Annotated in this window: 18 protein-coding genes; 9 read left to right on the top strand and 9 right to left on the bottom strand. The window is 70.4% G+C overall.

Translation table 11 applies throughout. The features are described from left to right. The coding region (locus BUE48_RS09660) for a 5-methylcytosine restriction system specificity protein McrC (protein WP_286989670.1) at positions 1 to 722 on the top strand (722 nt) is incomplete at its 5' end. 210 nt (positions 723 to 932) lie between these two features. Here the strand turns inward: BUE48_RS09660 and BUE48_RS09665 are convergent. The 3 genes from BUE48_RS09665 to BUE48_RS09675 form a co-directional block, all read right to left on the bottom strand. After that, positions 933 to 1,385: a hypothetical protein gene (locus BUE48_RS09665; protein ID WP_286989671.1), complete on the bottom strand. Its 453-nt coding sequence runs from the start codon at positions 1,383 to 1,385 to the stop codon at positions 933 to 935. A gap of 739 nt (positions 1,386 to 2,124) precedes the next feature. Further along, the gene (locus tag BUE48_RS09670; protein WP_286989672.1) at positions 2,125 to 2,655 is read right to left on the bottom strand and encodes a hypothetical protein; all 531 of its coding nucleotides are present in this window, start codon (positions 2,653 to 2,655) and stop codon (positions 2,125 to 2,127) included. Then, the gene (locus BUE48_RS09675) at positions 2,637 to 2,924 is read right to left on the bottom strand and encodes a hypothetical protein (RefSeq protein ID WP_286989673.1); all 288 of its coding nucleotides are present in this window, start codon (positions 2,922 to 2,924) and stop codon (positions 2,637 to 2,639) included. Before BUE48_RS09675 ends, BUE48_RS09670 begins: the two co-directional genes overlap by 19 nt. A 32-nt stretch (positions 2,925 to 2,956) precedes the next feature. Between BUE48_RS09675 and BUE48_RS09680 the strand changes: the two genes are divergently transcribed. Beyond that, positions 2,957 to 3,292 (top strand): hypothetical protein, encoded by a 336-nt coding sequence (locus BUE48_RS09680; protein ID WP_286989674.1) that lies wholly within the window; start codon positions 2,957 to 2,959, stop codon positions 3,290 to 3,292. A 257-nt stretch (positions 3,293 to 3,549) separates the two neighbouring features. Here BUE48_RS09680 and BUE48_RS09685 read toward each other — a convergent pair whose 3' ends face one another. Next, positions 3,550 to 4,332, bottom strand: a complete 783-nt coding sequence (locus BUE48_RS09685) for an SAM-dependent methyltransferase (RefSeq protein WP_286989675.1) — start codon at positions 4,330 to 4,332, stop codon at positions 3,550 to 3,552. 271 nt (positions 4,333 to 4,603) lie between these two features. Here BUE48_RS09685 and BUE48_RS09690 point away from each other — a divergent pair, with 271 nt between their 5' ends. From BUE48_RS09690 to ctaD, 6 genes are all read left to right on the top strand, one after another. Continuing rightward, positions 4,604 to 5,209, top strand: a complete 606-nt coding sequence (locus tag BUE48_RS09690) for a TetR/AcrR family transcriptional regulator (RefSeq protein ID WP_286989676.1) — start codon at positions 4,604 to 4,606, stop codon at positions 5,207 to 5,209. A gap of 93 nt (positions 5,210 to 5,302) precedes the next feature. Further along, positions 5,303 to 8,470, top strand: coding sequence for an Eco57I restriction-modification methylase domain-containing protein (locus tag BUE48_RS09695; RefSeq protein ID WP_286989677.1), 3,168 nt, complete (start codon positions 5,303 to 5,305; stop codon positions 8,468 to 8,470). Beyond that, positions 8,463 to 8,972: a hypothetical protein gene (locus BUE48_RS09700; protein ID WP_012852308.1), complete on the top strand. Its 510-nt coding sequence runs from the start codon at positions 8,463 to 8,465 to the stop codon at positions 8,970 to 8,972. The genes BUE48_RS09695 and BUE48_RS09700 overlap by 8 nt, the downstream gene beginning before the upstream one ends. Positions 8,973 to 9,162: 190 nt before the next feature. Continuing rightward, a complete protein-coding gene (locus BUE48_RS09705; protein WP_012852309.1) occupies positions 9,163 to 9,990 on the top strand; it encodes a ferredoxin reductase domain-containing protein in 828 nt (275 codons plus the stop codon). Between the two features lie 467 nt (positions 9,991 to 10,457). Next, complete coding sequence (locus tag BUE48_RS09710; RefSeq protein ID WP_286989678.1) at positions 10,458 to 11,429, top strand: acyl-CoA desaturase; 972 nt, start codon at positions 10,458 to 10,460, stop codon at positions 11,427 to 11,429. Between the two features lie 286 nt (positions 11,430 to 11,715). Beyond that, on the top strand, positions 11,716 to 13,401 hold the full coding sequence (gene ctaD / locus BUE48_RS09715) for an aa3-type cytochrome oxidase subunit I (protein WP_286989679.1): 1,686 nt from the start codon (positions 11,716 to 11,718) through the stop codon (positions 13,399 to 13,401). A gap of 106 nt (positions 13,402 to 13,507) precedes the next feature. On the opposite strand, the gene BUE48_RS09720 is transcribed toward ctaD, so the two are convergent. From BUE48_RS09720 to BUE48_RS09730, 3 genes are all read right to left on the bottom strand, one after another. Next, positions 13,508 to 13,975, bottom strand: coding sequence for a pyridoxamine 5'-phosphate oxidase family protein (locus BUE48_RS09720; RefSeq protein ID WP_012852312.1), 468 nt, complete (start codon positions 13,973 to 13,975; stop codon positions 13,508 to 13,510). A gap of 193 nt (positions 13,976 to 14,168) precedes the next feature. Then, on the bottom strand, positions 14,169 to 14,594 hold the full coding sequence (locus BUE48_RS09725; RefSeq protein ID WP_012852313.1) for an OsmC family protein: 426 nt from the start codon (positions 14,592 to 14,594) through the stop codon (positions 14,169 to 14,171). Between the two features lie 293 nt (positions 14,595 to 14,887). Then, positions 14,888 to 15,754: a Sco1979 family transcriptional regulator gene (locus tag BUE48_RS09730; RefSeq protein WP_012852314.1), complete on the bottom strand. Its 867-nt coding sequence runs from the start codon at positions 15,752 to 15,754 to the stop codon at positions 14,888 to 14,890. A 464-nt stretch (positions 15,755 to 16,218) separates the two neighbouring features. Between BUE48_RS09730 and BUE48_RS09735 the strand changes: the two genes are divergently transcribed. Further along, a complete protein-coding gene (locus BUE48_RS09735) occupies positions 16,219 to 17,502 on the top strand; it encodes a citrate synthase (RefSeq protein WP_012852315.1) in 1,284 nt (427 codons plus the stop codon). A gap of 58 nt (positions 17,503 to 17,560) precedes the next feature. Here the strand turns inward: BUE48_RS09735 and BUE48_RS09740 are convergent, their stop codons facing one another. Both BUE48_RS09740 and BUE48_RS09745 read right to left on the bottom strand, forming a co-directional pair. Next, complete coding sequence (locus tag BUE48_RS09740) at positions 17,561 to 18,379, bottom strand: SAM-dependent methyltransferase (protein WP_012852316.1); 819 nt, start codon at positions 18,377 to 18,379, stop codon at positions 17,561 to 17,563. A 272-nt stretch (positions 18,380 to 18,651) separates the two neighbouring features. Next, a complete protein-coding gene (locus tag BUE48_RS09745) occupies positions 18,652 to 19,788 on the bottom strand; it encodes an FAD-binding protein (protein WP_286989680.1) in 1,137 nt (378 codons plus the stop codon). Positions 19,789 to 19,901 lie beyond the last annotated feature (113 nt).

Below are 19,901 nucleotides of genomic sequence, written 5' to 3' on the forward strand. Positions count from 1 at the left end.
TGCTGTGCCTGCCCGGGGTGCACCCCGCCACCCGCTCGATGCTGCGGCGGCTGATCCTGCGGCTGGACGGCGTGCGCCCGCACACCCACGGGACGCTGCTGCCGCGCTGGACCCCCTCCCGTCTCAACGCCCGCTACCGCACCGCCCTCCGCCTGGCCGAACTCATCTTGCGCTCCGGCTCTTATGAGCACGAGGACGGCACCGTGGTGCGGGTGGACGGCCTGCTGCTGACGATGTGGAAGGTCTTCGAGGACTTCCTCACCCGGGCGCTGCAAGAGGCGCTGCGCCCTTACGGCGGACGGACCGAACTCCAGGACGAAAGCCGCCACCTCGACCACGACCGGCGCATCCAGCTCAAACCCGACCTGGTCTACTACACCCCGGCCGGCCCGCCCGGCGCCGTCCTGGACGCCAAGTACACCTTCCAAAAGGAGCTCAGCAAACGGCAGGAGCACCTCTACCAGGTGCTCGCCTATTGCACCGCCTTCCAGACCCGGCGCGGCTACCTGGTCTACGCCCAAGGCCCGAACGCCCCGCAGACCCACCGGATCTCAGGAGCCGAGGACATCCAGCTCACCGAGACCGCCCTCAACCTGGACGTCCCCATTCCGCAACTGCGCGCCCAGATCACCCGCCTGGCGCGCGACCTGGCGGGTGCCGCCGTCGGGCCTGCAGATCGCCGCCCGCTCACCGAACCGGTGCTCACTGAAGCGGCTCTTTGAGGCACCGGCCGCAGGATGTTGGAAGAACCTCAAGCGGGATTGTCCGACTGGTGGCTCCAAGCTCGGCCGGCGCCGTGAGCATGACCGTCGTCCGGTGGCCGGTGAAAGGAGACGAGAGCATGGCATTACCGCCCGCGGGCATATGAGGAGACCTCAGCACATGCCGCGACGGGCGGTAATGGCGCGTGAGGAATCAGAGAGCCAGGTTACTTAGACGGCCCTGTTGGCCACGTCGAATCTGATCGTCGACCAGTCCCGGCGCTCGTTCTCGGCGACGTTCCAGACGTGCACGTTGCGCGTGACCCGCCAGCCCGGCTGGATCTGGAACGAGTAGGTCGTGGTGCCGTCCAGGTCGTTGGTGTTCACCGAGTCGCCCTCGTAGAAGTAGACGGTCCCCCACACCGAGATGACGCCCCGGGCGTCGGTTCGGTAGTAGTGGAGGAGCTCTGTGCGGATTTCGCCACCGCATGTCGTCGTGGTGCGGAATCCCCTGGTGCTGGGGCTGACGACGATCGACATCCGGACCGTGTGGCTGCAGCGCTGGTCGGAGCCGAACGTCTCATAGTCGTTGGTCGTGACCGTGATGGTGCCCTCTAGGCGCCTTTGCTGCTGGACATCGGCCACCGCCTTGCCGTTCGGGAACACCCCCAGCGTGAGCAGCATTAACGCCGCTGCGGCAATGCTTTTCCGGGTGGCCTTACGCCATCTCGTCTCCATCCTCCGCCTCCTTGTGGTGCTTTCGGGTAGCGTATGACGTTCCTGACGCTATGGGGGAACAGTGCAATTGGCAACCAAGGGTGAATTTTGTTTGAGTAAATGATCCGGCGATGCCTTGAATGGGGTATTTTTGGATGATGGTTCAGGGAATATCGGGTCGTGGCGGTGTGTATTTACCGTCTGGCTCTCTACGTCATGAAACGCCGCATGGCGCTTGCGGAAAGGGATGGCCGAGGAAGATTTCGCGGTGATTTTCGTGCTCAGTCCCCTCCTCGGCCGATTCGGGCGCATTCCGGTACGTTCACGGCGTCGATACCGAAGACCGCGGCATAGCACTCGGCGGTCCTGCACCCGCCGGCCGGGCGATGCCCGGTGATGAACAGGGGCGCGGTCCGCTCGCGGCAGCCGAATGGCAGGAGGCCGAAGCGGCGACGGCTCGTCCGGGGCGAGGACGCCTGCGGTCACCCCGGACAGCGAAGCCGGGAAGGCTTTCGAGCCGGCCGGGTCGCCTCGGCGGCCGGTGCGGGGCGGCGGGCCGGGCAGGCGCTTGAACGACGGCAGCCGCTCCGGGCTCACCGGGGCGGGCCGGGCGGTGCGCGAGCCGTCCACGAGCGGGCCGGGCGGTGCCTTCGCCCTGATGGGAGGCGGCACGGTGCGGCCGCCGCCTCATCTCGCCGGAAGAACCTCAGGCGCCCGCAGCGGCGGTGATCTTGAATGCCCGCAGGACTGTCTGCTGGAAGCGGTCCATGGCGATGTCGACGCTGCGGATGAATCCGGTTTCTTCGGCTCCGCGTTTGGAGCCCATGCCGGTGGCGAGGGTGAGGCGGAAGGAGGAGATGTTTCCCTCGTCGGGGACGAGCAGGCCGGGTTCGGTCCGGGAGGCGCCGAGCAGTTCGCAGGGGCCGGTGTTACATCCGGGGGTGAGCGCCTCGATGCGCAACTCCGGCGGGGCCTCGGCCAGCCGGCGCAGCAGCCACTGCACGCGAGACAGGGGGCGGGCGCGTTCGGCGGCCGGGACCTCGACGGTGGTTTCGATCTGCCCGGTGCGCAGATCGGCCTCGATCCGGATGGGGTTGGGGGCGGTGGGGATGCGGATGTCGGCACCCATCCGTCCTTTTTCGGCCAGGGACGCCACGGTCTGCATCCGGCGGACGGCCGCATCGTCGGTGCGTCGTTTCCGCACGACCGGGGCCACGTTCACCCCCAGCTCAGGCATGGCTGGCGGATCGGTTTCTCCCAGCTTTCGGCGACCTGCAGGGCGCGTTTGTCGCCGATCCGCAGAGCGCCGGCGGTGACGGCGTTGCGCACCGGGACCCAGGCCGGTCCCATGTCCTGGAAGCCGTGGCGGCCGGCGTTTCTTTGACGCAGGTAGTGCAGCAGCTCGCCCAGCAGCCAGGCGTGTACCGGATTGGCCAGCCCGTGGTGGTGGCAGAGCATGTGCGCCTCGTGGGCGACCTCGGCCCCTATGGGTGGCGCAGGGCGCATGTGCGCCTCGTGGGCGACCTCGGCCCCTATGGGTGGCGCAGGGCGACTTTCTTGAGCTTGCGTTTGCCGATGGCCAGAGGGTGCTCCCCGTCCTTCGACGGTTCCCCACCGTATGGGAAAGGGGGAGTGAAGGAGAGTCGGCATTCGTAAGGAGGTCCGATGAGATCGGATTTCGTATCGAGGTGAAGAGCCACGAGGGGAATTCGTTTCATATCGGTCCTGGTGGCTTCTTCCTGGTGGAAGCAGATGGCACGAAGCATGAGCGGGCCGGTTCCGCTTCGCTCGAGTTCGCCGATCTCAAATCGGGGCAGCGCGTAGAAGGTTATGTCGTTTTTCCGAAGATGAAGTCCTTGGCCGGGCGTCCATAGTGTTCGAGGAGCAATTGCTCGACCCGGACCGCCCCTCATCATCCGGCGGCTGCCCGGCCGCCCCTGACGCCCTGCGGGCGGGGTGCGCACCGAGCACCCCACCCGCATATCGCTCCGAAGCAAGGTCGCTGAGCTTTTCCCGTGCCGTTCCCCAAACCGGGGCGGGGAGGCGTTGTGATCGCCGATGGTTTGGCTTCGGCCTCCCAGGTCACGTGCTGCACGAGACCGCACGGCGGTCAGGCGCAGGGCCGGGCCGGTCAGCGTTTGCGGGCGATGCCGCCGTAGTAGTAGACCGCGTGCGGGTCGGCCGGCGGCTCGACCGGGCGCCAGGTGGCCAGCGGGACCACCCCGGGGTCGAGGATCTCGTGGCCGGCGAACAGGTCCTCCACCTGGGCGCGGGTGCGCGGCACCAGGGTGATGCCGGCGGAGGTGGCGGCCTCGACGGCCTGGGCCACGCTGTCGGGGTCGAAGTCGGCGGTGGGGTGGGAGATGACCAGGCGGCTGCCGGAGGGCAGGGCGTCCATCAGCTCGGCGACCATGGCGCGCGGGTTCTGCTCGTCGGTGAAGTACATCAGGATCGCCACCAGCATCAGCGCCACCGGCCGGTCCAGGTCCAGCGTCTCGGCCAACGACGGGTGGTCCAGGATGGAGCGCGGCTCGGTCAGGTCGGCGTGGATGTAGGCGGTCTTGCCCTCCGGGTGTCCGGCCAGCAGGGCGCGGGCGTGGGCCAGCACCAGCGGGTCGTTGTCGACGTAGACCACCCGGGAGGCCGGCTCGATCGACTGGGCGATCTCGTGCAGGTTGGGGGAGGTGGGGATGCCGGTGCCGATGTCGAGGAACTGGGTGATGCCCTCGCCGGCCAGGTGGCGCACCGCGCGTTCCATGAACGCGCGGTTGGCCCGGGCCATGGCGGGCAGTGTGGGGATGGCCGCCACCATGGCGTCCCCGAGCGCCCGGTCGGCCTCGTAGTTGTCCTTGCCGCCCAGCCAGTAGTCGTAGACCCGGGCGGAGTGCGGGACGTCGGTGTTGATCTCGGTCATCGAAGGCTCCATCGGCTCGATGCGCACATCGGAACGCAAGATCAACTCTGGCCCGCCGCACCGCACCGGGGCAACGTGACCTTGACCGGATCAATACGGTCTTTTGACCTAAAACTCCACTCGGCGACCGTTACTGCATCTGCCTGGGAGAATTGCACGGCGTGCGGCGCCGATGCGCCGGCGATGGATTGACCTGAATTTTGCAAATGATCGATCCAAAAATGCCGTTTTTTCGCCGAAGAGAGCTGAATACCCGCTTAAGGTGATGTGCATGCCGGAGGCAGTCACACTCGAACAGGTCCACCAGGTCGCCACGCGGCTGTTCGCGGGGCTGGGCTATGACATGACCACCCTGGACCTCGTCGCCGACGCGCTGGGCGTCCCCACCGCGACGGTGGTCGAGCTGACCGGGGGCAAGCGCGAACTTTATCTGCAGGTCATCAACCGCGGCTGCGAGGAGAAATACGCCGCGGTACGGGCGGCATTGGCGGAGGCCGAACCCGGACGCGACGCGGTTCACCGGTTCACCGACGCCTACCTGGACTTCTACGCCGAGCACCCGGACTTCCTGGCGCTGTGGACGCACCGGTGGGTGTCGGACGCCTCGGACGTCCCGGAGATCGAAGACCTCTACCTGCGGCCCCTGCTGCGCCTGGCCGCCCCCAAGATCCGGAGCGCGGTGCCCGACGACATCGGCCCCTACGGGCTGCTGGGAATCGTGCTGTGGTGCGTCTCCGGGTTCCTGAGCACGGGCATCCTGGCCCCGGGAGGACGCGGCATGATCAAGGCCGATGACCCGGACGCCATGAAGTTCTTCCGCGACATCCTGCACATCGTCATCGACCGGATGCTGGCCCCGCCGCAGCCCCACACGTGACGGCCCGGGGCGCCGGGCTGGCGGCGCGGTCAGGGCGCGTACTAGGCTCCACACCGCTGGCCGCACCCGCGCCTGCAAGGAGCGCCCCGACCGATGAGCCGGCCCCACGGACCGGAGGACCCCCAGGACCCTCCCTGGCACCGGCTGCGCGGCGGCGCCCGCAAGGCCGTCGAGACACTGGGCACCGGGCTGCTGCGGCACCCGGCCAACGCCGGCCTCCTGGACCGCCACAGCCCGCAGGACCTTCACCGGGCACTGCTGTGGACCGTCCAGCGGCTGCTGGTGCTGTTTCTGGCCGAAGACCGCGGCATGCTGCTCGACCCGGACGCACCCGAGCAGGCCCGGGAACGCTACCTTGCGCACCACTCCACAGCCGTGCTGCGCCGCCGGGCCGCCGAAGCGGGCGGCGGGCACGGCCGGCTGTGGCGGTCGCTGCGCACCGTCATCGACGGCCTCGGCGGCCACGACGGACTGCCGGAGCTGGCACTGCCCGCCCTCGGCGGCATCTTCGCCCGCACCGACGCCGACCGGGTCCTGGAGGACACCGAACTGGACGACGCCGACCTGTGCGCGGCGGTCCGGGCGCTGTCCCAGATCCGGCACGGACGCCCCGCCCGCCCCCGGCCCATCGACTTTTGCCGCCTGGACGTCGCGGAACTGGGCGCGCTGCACGAGTCCCTGCTGGAACACCGGCCGTGCCGGCAGAGTGCGGCCCGGCGGCGGGCGTTCGTCCTGCTGCCGGCCGGCACCGGACGCAAAAGCGGCGGCTCCTACTACACGCCCCCCGCCCTGGTCGACTGCCTGCTGGACTCGGCGCTGGACCCGCTGCTGGACGAGGCCGTCAAAACCGGCCGCACCCGCCGCGAACAGGAACGCGCCCTGCTGGCGCTGACCGTCTGCGACCCGGCCTGCGGCAGCGGCCGCTTCCTGGTCGCCGCCGCGGGCCGGATCGCCCGCCGCCTGGCCTTCGTCCGCACCGGCGACCCGCAGCCGCCCCCCGCGGCGCTGCGGCGGGCCCTGCGCGAGACCCTCACCACCTGCGTGTACGGCGTGGACCTCGACCCGCTGGCGGTCGAGCTGGCCAAGGTCGCGCTCTGGCTGGAGACCGGCGAGCCCGGCCGGCCGCTGCGCTCGTGGGACGAGCGCATCAAAGTCGGCAACGCCCTGCTCGGCGCCACCCCCGCCCTGCTGGCCGGCGGCATCCCCGACGCGGCCTTCCGGCCGCTGGAGGAGGACGACCGCGCCCTGACCGCCGCCCTGCGCGCCCGCAACAGGGCAGAACGCCGCAACCACCCGCCCCTGCGCGCCTGGACCAAGACGCACGCCGACGCCTGGTGCGCGGCCTTCGTCTGGCCCAAGACCCCCACCGCCCCGCCGGCCATCACCACCGCGACCCTGCACGGCGACCTGCGGCGCCTCGCCCCGCGCACCCGCGCCGAACTGGAGGAGATCACCGCCCGGTACCGCTTCTTCCACTGGCCCCTGGAATTCCCGCAGATCTTCACCGGCGAGGCGGGCGCCGGCGGTTTCGCCTGCGTGCTGGGCAACCCGCCCTGGGAGCGCGTCAAACTGCACGAACGGGAGTTCTTCGCCGCCCGCGACGAGCAGATCGCCGCCGCCCCCGACGCCGCCGCCCGCCGCCGCCTGATCGCCGCCCTGCCGGAACGGAACCCCGCGCTGCACGCCGCCTTCACCCGCGCCCGCCGGCAGGCCGAGGGAACCGCCCACTTCCTGCGCGCCTGCGGACGCTACCCGCTGACCGGACACGGCGACCTCAACACCTACGCCGTCTTCGCCGAAGCGGGCCGCTCGCTGCTGAACCCCCGCGGCAGGATGGGCCTCATCGTCCCCACCGGCATCGCCACCGACGCCACCACCCGCCGCTTCTTCCGGGACGTGGTGGAAAGCGGCTCGCTGGTCTCGCTGCTGGACTTCGAAAACCGCCGCCGCCTGTTCCGCGACGTCGATAGCCGCTTCCGCTTCACCCTGCTGACCCTGGCCGGCCCAGACCGCCGCGAACCGGCCGCGCAGTTCGCCTTCTTCCTGCACGACCCCGCCCAGGCCCAGGACCCGCGGCGGCGGTTTTCCCTCACCCCCGGCCAGATCGCCCTGCTCAACCCCAACACCGGCACCTGCCCGTCCTTTCGCGGACGCCGGGACGCGCAACTGGTGCTGGAGATCTACCGGCGCGTCCCGGTGCTGCGCGGCCCAGGCGGCGACCCGTGGGGGCTGTCGTTCCGGCGGATGTTCGACATGTCCAACGACGCGCACCTGTTCTGGACCCGCGACCGCCTGGAGGACCCCGCCCAAGAAGGCGGCCCCTGGCGGCGGGAGGGCAACTGCTATGTGCGCGGCGAAGAGGTCATGGTGCCCCTCTACCAAGGGGTGATGGCCGACCTCTACCAGCACCGCGCCGCGGATGTGGCCTGCAGCGACACCGCCGCCAAACGCAGGCACCGGCCCGTCCGCCTGACCGAGAAGGAATGGGCCGACCCCGCACGGTTCGCCCAGCCCGCCTACTGGGTGCACGCCGCCGACCTCCCCGGCGACCTGCCGCCGTGGCTGCTGGGCTTCTCCAACGTCACCAGCCCCACCAACGAGCGGACCTTCCTGGCCTGCGCGCTGCCCCCCGTCGCCGTGGGCAACGCCGTCCCCCTCATCGGCACCGCCCGCCACCGGCTCCGCCCCGCCCTGCTGGCCTGCCTGTCGTCGCTGGTGTTCGACTACTGCGCCCGCCAGAAGATCGGCGGCACCAACCTCAACTACTTCTACGTCGAGCAGTTCCCGGTGCCGTCGCCGCAGCGGTTCTGCGAGCCGTTCGCCGCCGACCCCGCCACCGCCTTCCACGTCTGGGCGGAACGCCGGGTGCTGGAACTGGTCTACACGGCCTGGGACATGGCCCCCTTCGCCCGCGACCTGGGCGATGACGGGCCGCCGTTCCGCTGGGACGCCGCCCGGCGCCGCCTGCTGCGGGCCGAGCTGGACGCGGCGTTCCTGCACCTGTACGGCATCGGCCGCGACGACGCCGAGCACATCCTGGCGTCCTTCCCCATCGTGAAACGCAAGGACGAGGCCGCCTGCGGCTCCTACCGCACCAGGGACCTGGTCATGGCGGCCTACGACGCGATGGCCGCGGCCGCCGCCACCGGCCGCCCCTACCGGACGGTCCTGGACCCGCCGCCGGGACTCGGCCCCAGGCACCCTGCGCCCGCTGAAGATCCACCGCCGTGCCGCTTGCCGCTACGGTGGCGTCGTGAGTGAGAACTACCTGCTGATCCTGGGAGACCGGGACGCCATCGCGTGGGTGCTGAGCGAGCAGCGGATGGCCTTCCCCCCGACCGCCCGCGCCGAGGTGGACCGGCTCGCCGAAGGGGACGTCCTGCTGGTGTACGCCACGCGCGGCGCGTTCGGGAACCCCACGCGAGACCGCGGACGGGTGATCGCCCGGGCGGTGGTGACCTCCCCGGTCGTCGCGCTGGAGGAGCCGGTGGTCTTCGGCGAGCGGTCCTTCCCCCGCGGCTGCCGGCTGCGGATCGAGACGCTGGCGCCCTGGGGGAGCGGAGTGGAACTGCAGCCCCTGGTGGAGCGCTTGGCGGCCTTCCCCGACCCGCGGTCCTGGAGCGTGCGGCTGCGGCGCCCGCTGCTGCACCTGCCGCCCGGGGACGCCGCGCTGCTGACGCGCAAGCTGCAGCCGGTGGCCGGCGACCCCGCCGAGCACCTGGCCGGATACCTGGCCAAGGCCCGCACCCGGGTGGCGGGCTGACCTTTGGCTCCGAATCCGGCCCGGAAAACCACGGCGCTTGCGCACCCGGCGTGTGAGACGCCGGGAAATGGGGATGATCTTGCCGGTCGGCCGGTGAAAAGGGACAGGCCGATTCGGGACTTTGGTCCCTGGTCCGGCAAGGACGCCTTGGGCCAGGCTTGAGCGGCGACTTTGTGGGAGGGCCAGGGGCATGCCGGGTGACGAACGGGTCCGCGCACAGGCGATGAGGGCCCGGCCGTATCGGGTGCTGGCCCGCTACCCCCTCGCCACCGGCATGGTGACGCTCGTCCTGGAACCGGTGCAGCCGGGCGAGGCCGTCCCACAGGCCCTGCCGGGACAGTACTGGGTGCTGCAGACCCCCGCCGGCGTGCGGATCCCCGCCATCGCCGGCAACGGCTCGGCCGGGCTGGAGGTGACCACGCTGCGGGTGCCCTGCGCCGGGCCGCCGCTGGGAGAACCCGGCACGCTGCTGGGAGTGCGCGGCCCCTTCGGCACCGGCTGGGACCTGGAGCCGGCCGTCGGGCGGACGCTGCTGCTGGTGGCCTGGGAGACCGGGCTGGTGGCGCTGCGGCCGGTGCTGGAACAGGTGCTGTCGGGCACCGCCCGCTACGCCCGCGTCCAGGTGTGGGCGGGCGGCCGGAACCCGCGGACGCTCGCGCTGCACGCCGACGCCGACCTGTGGGTGGCGCGGGGCATGGACGTCACCATCGCCACCGGTTCCCGGCTGACCATGGCGTGCGCCGCCCAGGACCGTCCCGCCCCGCCCCCGGACGCCACGGCGCTGCTGGCCGGGCCGCTGGAGATGATGCTGGAGACCGCGCAGGCCCTGGCCCGCCGCGGATTGCCGCCGCAGCGGATCCAGATGGCGGCGCACTCGCTCATCCGCTGCACCGACGCCGTCTGCGGACGCTGCCGGGTCGGCCCCGCCGACCGGCCGGTGCTGCTGGCCTGCCGCAACGGGCCGGTGTTCGGCTACCACGAACTGGCCGCCCCGCTGCGGCGCCCCTCCGGTCCCTGAGGCGGCCGGCCGCTTTTCGCTCCGCGTCCTCGCCGGTGCCGGCGGGCGACCGGCGGCGCGCGCAATGAGGTGAGCATGATCCGGCCTGCGGGCCGCCGGGCGCCGAACTCGCCGGTGGCACCGGGTCGCGTCCACGATCGGGGGAGTGCTACCCGGGAGGAGGGAGACGAGCGCGCCGTCCCGGCGGCCCGCAGGCCGCACGCGCACCGCCGGCCGACCCGTGCGCCGGCCCGGCCGTCCGCCAGTGTCACGGACAGGGACGAAGCTCATTCTGCCGAGCGGGCCGGCCGGCGCCAGGGACCAAAGTCCCTGATCCGGGGGACCTGCGGCCCGCGACGGCCGGCCGGGGCGCGGCGAGGGACTAAAGTCCCTAATTCATCGGGCCATATGCCCTACCCCGGCCCACCCGCGGACCGGTGGTCTGTATGAGTGCGTTCCCCTCTTGAAGTCATCCGAAGGAATCACTCGTGACCCCGGCCGCAAGCAGTCGCGAGACCGAGAGCGCCCCGCTGGAGAACCTGCACGCGCCCCAGCCGGTGGGGCCTCTTGAAGCGGAGGTCCAGGCCCCCTGGGAGCGGGCCCTGGTGGGGGTGTTCATCGCCGCCCCGCTGCTGGCGCTGTGCGCCGCCGTCCCGGTGGCCTGGGGGTGGGGGCTGAGCTGGCGGGACGTGGTGATCGCCGCCGTGCTGTATGTGATCACCGGGTTCGGCATCACCGTCGGCTACCACCGCCACTTCACCCACGGGTCCTTCAAGGCGCCGCGCCCGGTGCGGATAGCGCTGGGCATCGCCGGCAGCATGGCGCTGGAAGGCCCGATCGTCCGCTGGGTCGCCGACCACCGCAAGCACCACCAGTACTCCGACCGCGAGGGCGACCCCCACTCGCCCTGGAAGTACGGCCGCTCCCCCCTCGGCCTGGCCCGCGGGCTGCTGCACGCCCACATGGGCTGGATGTTCGACCGTGAGCGGACCTCCCGCCGCCGCTACGCCCCCGACATGCTGGCCGACCGGGACGTGATGTGGATGTCCCGGCTGTTCCCGCTGTGGGTGGCGCTGTCGCTGCTGCTGCCGGCGGCGGTGGGCAGCCTGTGGTCGTGGTCCTGGCAGGGGGCGCTGACCGCCTTCTTCTGGGGCGGCCTGGTGCGCATCGGCCTGGTCCACCAGGTGACCTGGGCGGTCAACTCCGTCTGCCACGTGTTCGGCAAGCAGCAGTTCAAAACCCGCGACCGCTCCACCAACGTGTGGTGGCTGGCGCTGCCGTCCTTCGGCGAGTCCTGGCACAACCTGCACCACGCCGAGGCCACCAGCGCCCGGCACGGGGTGCTGCGCGGCCAGCTCGACCCCAGCGCCCGCCTGATCCGCATCATGGAGCGGCTCCGCCTGGCTCGCGACGTGCGCTGGCCCGACCCCGCCCGGATCGCCGCCAAACGGATCGCCTGACCTGCTACCGGCCATGACGCTGCCAGACCCGCCCTGTCAGGGCCGGGCGGCCTCCGCCCCCTCAGCCGCCCGGCCCGCAGGGCGCTTTCCACCGCCCCTGGACCGCACCGGACGTGAGCCGGGCGATCGGCGATCCGCCGGCACTCTCACTGCGATCGCCCGGCTCCCCGGGACGCCGCAGGCGTCCCGGCCCCCTCCGTCGCCGGCCTCCGGGGCGCGGCCCGCCCGCCAGGCGGGCCGCCCCCGGACGCCGGCGATGTGAACCATCGGAAAGCTGGAGTAGGACATGACACTGACCAGCCCGGCGCCGGCGCCCGCCGCCGCCGTCGCGCAGGACCGAACCCGCAAGGGCTCGATCATTGTCAGCTGGCTGACATCCACCGATCACAAAGTGATCGGTTACATGTATCTGATCACCTCCTACGTCTTCTTCCTCATTGGCGGGTTGCTGGCGTTGGTGGTGCGCGCCGAGCTGGCCGAGCCCGGCCTGCAGTTCATCTCCAACGAGCAGTACAACCAGGCCTTCACCATGCACGGCCTGGTCATGCTGCTGCTGTTCGCCACCCCGCTGTTCGTCGGCTTCGCCAACGTGCTGGTGCCGCTGCAGATCGGCGCGCCGGACGTGGCCTTCCCCCGGCTGAACATGCTCGGGTACTACCTGTTCCTGTTCGGCGGGCTGATCGCCGCGGCCTCGTTCCTGACCCCCGGCGGGGCGCCCAGCTTCGGCTGGTACATGTACCCGCCGCTGTCGAACGAGGTCTACAGCCCCGGCATCGGCGCCGACCTGGGCATCCTGGGGCTGACCCTGGGCGGCTTCAGCACCATCCTGGCCGCGGTCAACTTCATCACCACGATCCTGTGCATGCGGGCGCCCGGCATGACGATGTTCCGCCTGCCCATCTTCACCTGGAACATCCTGCTGGTCAGCATCCTGGTGCTCGCGGTGTTCCCGCCGCTGGCGGCGGTGCTGATCGCCATGGAGGCCGACCGCAAGCTCGGTGCCCACATCTTCGACCCGGAGATCGGCGGGGCGATCCTCTTCCAGCACCTGTTCTGGTTCTTCGGGCACCCCGAGGTTTACGTGCTGGCGCTGCCGTTCTTCGGGATCATCTCCGAGATCATCCCGGCCTTCAGCCGCAAGCCCATCTTCGGCTACATCGGCATGGTCGGCGCCACCTTGGCGATCGCCGGTCTGTCGCTGGCGGTGTGGGCGCACCACATGTACACCACCGGCCAGGTGCTGCTGCCGTTCTTCTCCTTCCTGACCTTCATGATCGCCGTGCCCACCGGCATCAAGTTCTTCAACTGGGTCGGCACCATGTGGCGAGGGCAGCTCACCTTCGAGTCGCCCATGCTGTTCTCCGTCGGCTTCCTGGTGACGTTCCTGTTCGGCGGGCTCACCGGGGTGATGCTGGCCGCGCCGCCGATGGACTTCCACCTCAGCGACAGCTACTTCGTGGTCGCCCACTTCCACTACACGCTGTTCGGCACCGTGGTGTTCGCCATGTTCGCCGGCTTCTACTTCTGGTGGCCCAAGTGGACCGGCAAGAAGCTGTCGGAGGGCTGGGCCAAGATCCACTTCTGGACGCTGTTCATCGGCTTCCATGCCACCTTCCTGGTGCAGCACTGGCTGGGCGTGGAGGGCTACCCGCGCCGGTACGCCGACTACCCCGATGAGTTCGCCGCGCTCAACATGATCTCCACGGTCGGGGCGTTCCTGCTGAGCGTCTCCACCCTGCCGTTCCTGTGGAACGTCTGGATCACCTGGCGGAACGGCAAGAAGGTCGAGGAGGACGACCCGTGGGGCTACTGCGGCTCCCTGGAGTGGGCCACCTCCTGCCCGCCGCCGCGGCACAACTTCACCGCCATCCCCCGCATCCGCTCCGAGCGGCCCGCCTTCGACCTGCACCACCCGCCACTGGCCGCCACAGGCGCCAAGGAGGTGGAGGCGTCCGCGGGGGACTCCTCCTGACCCCTGGGCCGAGCGCCTGACTCCCCAAGAGACCGAGGGCGCCCGCCGCTTGCGGCGGGCGCCCTCGCGTGTCATCGGTGGCGCTCAGCGGGCCCGTTGAAGAGGCTCACTCCTCGTCGGGGACCACCTGGAAACCGAACACCAGCTTCGGGCGGATCCGGATCACGTAGTTCTTGTCCCGGCCGTTGTCGAGCCAAGGATCGGTCAGCGCCAGATAGCGGGCGGCCTCCCGGACGTCCAGCACCCGGCGGGCGGTCCCGTTGATCACCACGCTCCAGCCCAGCCGGGCATCCAGATCGAAGTGGTCCACCTCGTAGGCGACCAGCATCTCACCGGTGCCGAGCGCCTCCACCACGGCCGAGTCGCCGTGGGTGCGGAAGATGATGTCCTCGCCCTCGACGATGTGGTTCACCGGCCGGATCGTCGGCACCCCATAGAGGTTGAACACGAGCCTGCCCAGCGGGCTGGTGCCCGCCAGCCGCAGCGACTCGGCGGAACGCAGCCGCTGGATCCTGCGGCGCGGGGCGTCCGCGGCGGCGGGAAACCGGTCGGGCACGGTCAGCGAGGAAGGCATGGTCGATCCCGAGGGTCATGGGCCAAGACGGCCGATGGGCACGAACGAACAACCTGACGACAGACGTCCCATGCATGATCATCTCGGTGGGACCCGGCCGCCAGGGACGAACGTCCCCAAGCCCGCGGGCCGAACCGCCCCGCCCGGAGCCCTCCGGGCGGGCGGCGCTCGAAAGCGGGGCCGGATCGAGCTCTCAGATCAAGGTCGCATCCAAGGTGATGCCGGTGCCGGCCAGGGCCTTGCTGACCGGGCAGTTGGCCTTGGCCGTCTCGGCGGCCCGCTGGAACTCCTCCGCCGACAGGCCGGGGACCTTGGCGCGGACGGTCAGATGGATGCCGGTGATGCCCTCACCGGGCTGGAAGGTCACATCGGCCCGGGTGTCGATGCTCTCCGGCGGGGTGCCCGCCCCGGCCAGGCCGTGGGAGAGCGCCATGGAAAAACAGGTGGAATGGGCGGCGGCGATCAGTTCCTCGGGGCTGGTTCTGCCGTCCGGCTTCTCGGCGCGAGAAGGCCAGGTGACCTCGAAGGTCCCCAGGCCGGAGGAGTCCAGGGAGACCGTGCCCTGCCCGCCCATCAGCGGCCCTTCCCAGTGGGCGTTGGCGGTGCGGATTGTGGCCATGTGGTCGGTTTCCTTTCGTTCGTTCGGTTTTTGTGCCGCGTGTTTCGCCGCGCTCAGGCCGAACCTATTTCACACCGCTGCACCGCAGCGGACTTGAACACGCGGCGACGGGCGTACCGAAGCCTTTCCACCACACGGCCCGCGACACCGGGAACAGGGGTCTGCAGGTGTGCGCGCACCCTGGCCGGCACCGCTCGGTGAACCCTTGTCAACACGCCATCGCCGCAGGTCGAACGGGAGCCCGGAAGCCGGGGACGATGCCGTGACCTGCGAGGCCGCATGCTTGAAAAGGCTCAGTGCTCGTCCAGGATCTGGCGCAGCAACCGCAGGCTCTCGGTCGGCTGGCAGGCGCTCACGCACAGGCTGTTCATGGCCCGCAGGTAGGCCTCCACGTCGCTGGGCTTGTCCAGGTAGAGCGCGCTGGTCAGATGCTCCAGGTAGACCACGTCCGACAGGAACGGCTCGGCGAAGCGCAAGATGGTGAACGGGCCGCCGGAGGCGGGGTTGGAGACGGCCTTCAGCGGCACCACCTGCAAGGTGATGTTGGGACGTTCGGCCAGTTCGATCAGGTGCCGGATCTGCTCGCGCATCACCTCCGCCCCGCCGACCACCCGGTGCAGCGCGGTCTCGTCGACCACCGCCCACAGCGCCGGGGCGTCGGGGTCCAGCAGCCGCTTCTGCCGGGCCATCCGCAGGCTCACCCGGCGCTCGACCTCCTCCGCGTCGGCCCCGGGGTGGCCGAGCCGGGTGACGGCGCGGGCGTAGTCGGGGGTCTGCAGCAGGCCGGGGACGAAGTGCACCTCATAGACCCGGATCAGCGAGGCCGCCTCCTCCAGCCCCAGGTAGGCCTGGAACCAGTCCGGCAGCACATCGCCGTAGCGGTGCCACCAGCCGGGACTGTTGGCCTCCCGCGCCAGCGCCAAGATCGCCTCGCGGTCCCGCTCGTCGGTCACCCCGTAGAGGGTGAGCAGATCGGCCACGTCTCGCTGCTTGAAACTGACCCGGCCGTTCTCCATCCGGCTGATCTTGGAATGCGAGCCGCGGATGGCGTAACCGGCGTCCTCGGCCGAGATGCCGGCCTTCTCGCGCAGCTCCCGCAGATGCCCGCCCAGCAGCAGGCGCAGCACGGTGGGGCCGCCCCGGCGGGGATAGTTGATCACCTTCGCCGGCTCGGCGTCCGCCGCGGGTGTGGGTGCCAGTGCTTCCTCGTGCAAGGGACTACCAGCCAATCGGGGACAGGCTCCCGTTCATCTGAACGAGACACTCCTGCAGCCTAATGAATCACCGCGGAACTCGCATTGCCTGCTCCCTCCCGGATCGCGGTATTCGTCCTTCCATCTCCTTCTTGCCGGCCCTTGTGCGGTGAGCGCGGCGCATGCCGCGGGCGATCGGCGGGCGCCGGTCCGCTGCCGCCGCCCCGCGGGCAGCGAAATGATCAACATTCGGCGCCGCTGCGCGGACACGCCGGTCCCGAAGCGATCTCTCTTTGCGACACGCCGATGGGGTATCGCTAAGGTCGCAGAAGGGGAGGATCGCGCCACACCAGGCGAGCAGATCTTCACTTGCCGGAAGACCCCGGCCGAAAACGTGAATGCGCGCAACACGGCGACATGGAGGAGGACGCATGTCCGGCATCGAGCTCGAGCACCCGGGCGGGCGGATGTCCCTGAAGGTGACGGAGGCGACCGAAGGACCCGGTGGCCTGAACATCGGCGATCTGCTCAAGCAGACCGGCTACGTCACCTTGGACCCCGGTTTCGTCAACACCGCCTCCTGCACCTCCTCGATCACCTACATCGACGGGGAGGCCGGGATCCTGCGCTACCGCGGCTACCCGATCGAGGAGCTGGCCGAAAAGTCCTCCTTCCTGGAGGTCGCCTACCTGCTGATCTACGGGGAACTGCCGACCGCCGAGCAGTTGCAGAACTTCACCGACCGGGTGAAGAACCACACGATGCTGCATGAGGACTTCAAGAACTTCTTCGCCGGGTTCCCCCGCGACGCCCACCCCATGGCGGTGCTGTCGGCGGCGGTCAGCGCGCTGTCCACCTTCTACCAGGACAGCCTGGACCCCTTCGACCCCGAGCAGGTCGACATCTCCAGCATTCGGCTGATCTCCAAGCTGCCCACCATCGCCGCTTACGCCTACAAGACCTCCATTGGCCAGCCGCTGCTGTACCCGGACAACTCCCTGTCGTACGTGGAGAACTTCCTGCGCATGTCGTTCGGCGTGCCCACCACCCCCTATGAGGTGGACCCGGTGGCCGCCGAGGTGCTGGACATGCTGTTCATCCTGCACGCCGACCACGAGCAGAACTGCTCGACCTCCACGGTCCGCCTGGTGGGCTCCAGCCACGCCAACCTGTTCTCGTCCGTCTCGGCGGCGGTCAACGCGCTGTGGGGGCCGCTGCACGGCGGCGCCAACCAGGCGGTGCTGGAGATGCTGGAGCGCATCCACGCCGAGGGCGGCGATGTGAAGGCCTTCGTGCGCCGGGTCAAGAGCAAAGAGCCCGGCCTGCGGCTGATGGGCTTCGGGCACCGCGTCTACCGCAACTACGACCCGCGCGCCGCGGTGATCAAGAAGGCCACCACCAGGGTGCTGGAGCGGCTGGGCAAGTCCGACCCGCTGCTGGACATCGCCATGCGGCTGGAGGAGGTGGCGCTGGCCGACGACTACTTCATCGAGCGCAAGCTCTACCCGAACGTCGACTTCTACACCGGCGTCATCTACAAGGCGCTGGGCTTTCCCACCAACGCCTTCACCGTGTTGTTCGCCCTGGGACGGCTGCCCGGCTGGATCGCCCAGTGGCGGGAGATGATGTCCGACCCCACCACCAAGATCGGCCGGCCCCGCCAGGTGTACCTGGGGCCCGGCGAGCGCCACTACGTCCCGGTCGAGGAGCGCTAGCCGCCCGGCCGTGCTCCGAATCCCCGGCGCGCCGGGGATTCGGAGCACGGCGCCCGGTTCAGGAGTCCTTGCGCGCCAGGCCGGCGACCATCTGGGTGTGCAGCGGGTGCTCCAGCGGCCCGGGCGGGCCGTTGGGGCGCCACTCGGTCACGTGCACCACGCCCGGCTCCAGCAGGGTCAGGCCGTCCAGGAAGCCGGTGATCTGCTCGCGGCTGCGGAAGTAGGAGCCGCCCAGCCCGGTCTGCAGGATCTTCTTGGCCTCGGCCACCCGCGGGTCGTCGCCGGAGTCGTGCAGGTGGGTGAGCATGAAGTAGCTGCCCGGCGCCACGAAGTCGTGCAGCCGGCGCACCACCGCCTTGGGGTCCCGCTCGTCGGGGACGTGGTGGATGATCGCCGCCAGGATGATGCCCACCGGGCGCTTGAGGTCGATCAGCTCCAGCAGCGCCGGGTCGGAGAAGATCTTCTCCGGCTCATACAGGTCGCCCTGGATGAAGGTGGCCACACCGCTCTCGGTCAGCAGGGCGCGGCCGTGCGCCAGCACGATCGGGTCGTTGTCGACGTAGACCACGCGGGCGTTGGGGTTGGCCGCCTTGGCGAACTCGTGCACGTTGCTGGCGGTCGGCAGGCCCGAGCCGATGTCGATGAACTGGTCGATGCCCGCCTCGCCCGCCAGATACCGCACGGCCCGCTCGATGGCCACGCGGTTGCCCTGGGCCACCACCGGAGCCTCGGGCACCAGTTCCATGACCATGTCGGCGACCTGACGGTCCACGGCGTAGTTGTCCTTGCCGCCCAGGAAGTAGTCGTAGACCCGGGCGAAACTCGGCTGGGTCACATCGACGCCGGGGGGTGCCTGCTCCTGCTCGTCTGCGGTCACGAGGTGGGACTCCTTACTGGATGATGAGGAAAACGGGGGGATCGCCACGAGATTAGAGAAAAACCGGCCGGCAGGGGGATCGAACGCCCGGCGCGCCGCCGAATCGAGATTTTCCGCGGCCTGACTCCTCCGCGAAAGCCGAGGCCTGACCGCATCCGGCCTTTTCCGGTACCTCGCCTGAGGGCTGGACGTTCCGGCCCGGAGTTCCGCCTCGGCCTGCGGAAACGATGCGCTGAAAAGCGTCGCCGAACGGAATCGCCATCGCGGTCGGCTCATCCTGCACCATTTGAGGCCGCTTCTCGATCACCGGCCGTCGAAAAGTCGGGGACGGCGTCGATCGGATAGCGGATGCCGCCCACCGCTTTCGCCCGCGCCAGCAGCCGCCGGTTGGCCTCCAGCATCGCCTCCGGTGAGGCGGCCCCCGGCGAGGCGGTGCGCAGCATCGCCAGCATCACCGCGTCCCCGGGCGCGCCCAGCGCCGGGACGTGGCGGACGGTCAGCGGGCTGATCAGCACCACCCCGCTGAGCCCGAGGTCGGCGGGGGAGGTCTCGGCGAGCGTGGCCTCGATGACCTCGGCGGCGCGGCGGGACGGCAGCAGCACGATGCCCCAGGGGTGGGGGCGTTCCCACTCGCCGATCCGGATCAGCTCGGTCACGTCCGGGCGCATCCGGTCGGCGAACTCGGCGTAGGACAGCTCCTCGACCTCGACGGCGCCGGGGATGTCCGGCCCCGGCCCATAGCGCACCGCCGTCAGCTCATACCGCCAGACCGGATCGTGCTTGGCCTGCCCGGAGACGTGGTCGGCGGGGATCCGCCGCTGGGCGTCCAGCAGCGCCCCCGCGGTGGCGTACAGCAGCCGATGGGAGCGGACGAACGGGGGCGCCGGGACCAGCCGCAGCGCGGCCCGCACGATCACCCCGTGCCGTCCCAGCCCGCCGCGCACCGCGTCGAAGAGCGCCCGGTTGCGCCGGGGCGAGCAGTGCACCAGCCTCCCCTGCGGGGTGACCACGTCCAGGGACAGCACCTGGTCGGCCTGGAGCCCGTGGCGCAGCGAGGCGCCGCCGATGCCGCCGGCCGACAGCGTCCCGCCCACGGTCACATCCAGGTAGTCGGTGAGCACCGGGGGAGTGAGCCCGTGCGGCAAGGTGGCCTCCAGGACCTGCCGCCAGGTCGCCCCGGCCTCCACCACCGCCCGCCCGCGCCCCACTTCCCGGACGGCGCACAGCCCCCGCAGGTCCAGCAGCACGCCGCCGTCGCACTGGGCCTGCCCGTAGGTGGAGTGGCCGCAGCCGCGCGGCACCACCGGGCCGTCGGCCTCCCGCAGCACCGCCGCGACCTCCTCGACGGTGGCCGGACGCGCCACGTGCCGGGGGAGCAGGCGGACAATTCCTCCAAAATCACCGAACATGGTATTTATCTCCTTGTATTAGAAGAAACCGTGTGAGCATGTGCGGTCTGGGCACGAGACATCGACAGCGGCGTCGGTGCGTCCGTCAGACGACCATGCCCCGGCGACGGCCG

It is taken from the genome of Thermomonospora sp. CIF 1, from assembly GCF_001896795.1.
Taxonomy (GTDB): domain Bacteria; phylum Actinomycetota; class Actinomycetes; order Streptosporangiales; family Streptosporangiaceae; genus Thermomonospora; species Thermomonospora curvata.

Coding starts and splice junctions, on each gene's coding strand:
- BUE48_RS09665 (WP_286989671.1), bottom strand. CDS start 1,385: ATGCTGCTCACGCTGGGGGTGTTCCCGAACGGCAAGGCGGTGGCCGAT.
- BUE48_RS09670 (WP_286989672.1), bottom strand. CDS start 2,655: ATGCCTGAGCTGGGGGTGAACGTGGCCCCGGTCGTGCGGAAACGACGC.
- BUE48_RS09675 (WP_286989673.1), bottom strand. CDS start 2,924: ATGCGCCCTGCGCCACCCATAGGGGCCGAGGTCGCCCACGAGGCGCAC.
- BUE48_RS09685 (WP_286989675.1), bottom strand. CDS start 4,332: ATGACCGAGATCAACACCGACGTCCCGCACTCCGCCCGGGTCTACGAC.
- BUE48_RS09690 (WP_286989676.1), top strand. CDS start 4,604: ATGCCGGAGGCAGTCACACTCGAACAGGTCCACCAGGTCGCCACGCGG.
- BUE48_RS09695 (WP_286989677.1), top strand. CDS start 5,303: ATGAGCCGGCCCCACGGACCGGAGGACCCCCAGGACCCTCCCTGGCAC.
- BUE48_RS09705 (WP_012852309.1), top strand. CDS start 9,163: ATGCCGGGTGACGAACGGGTCCGCGCACAGGCGATGAGGGCCCGGCCG.
- ctaD (WP_286989679.1), top strand. CDS start 11,716: ATGACACTGACCAGCCCGGCGCCGGCGCCCGCCGCCGCCGTCGCGCAG.
- BUE48_RS09720 (WP_012852312.1), bottom strand. CDS start 13,975: ATGCCTTCCTCGCTGACCGTGCCCGACCGGTTTCCCGCCGCCGCGGAC.
- BUE48_RS09725 (WP_012852313.1), bottom strand. CDS start 14,594: ATGGCCACAATCCGCACCGCCAACGCCCACTGGGAAGGGCCGCTGATG.
- BUE48_RS09735 (WP_012852315.1), top strand. CDS start 16,219: ATGTCCGGCATCGAGCTCGAGCACCCGGGCGGGCGGATGTCCCTGAAG.
- BUE48_RS09745 (WP_286989680.1), bottom strand. CDS start 19,788: ATGTTCGGTGATTTTGGAGGAATTGTCCGCCTGCTCCCCCGGCACGTG.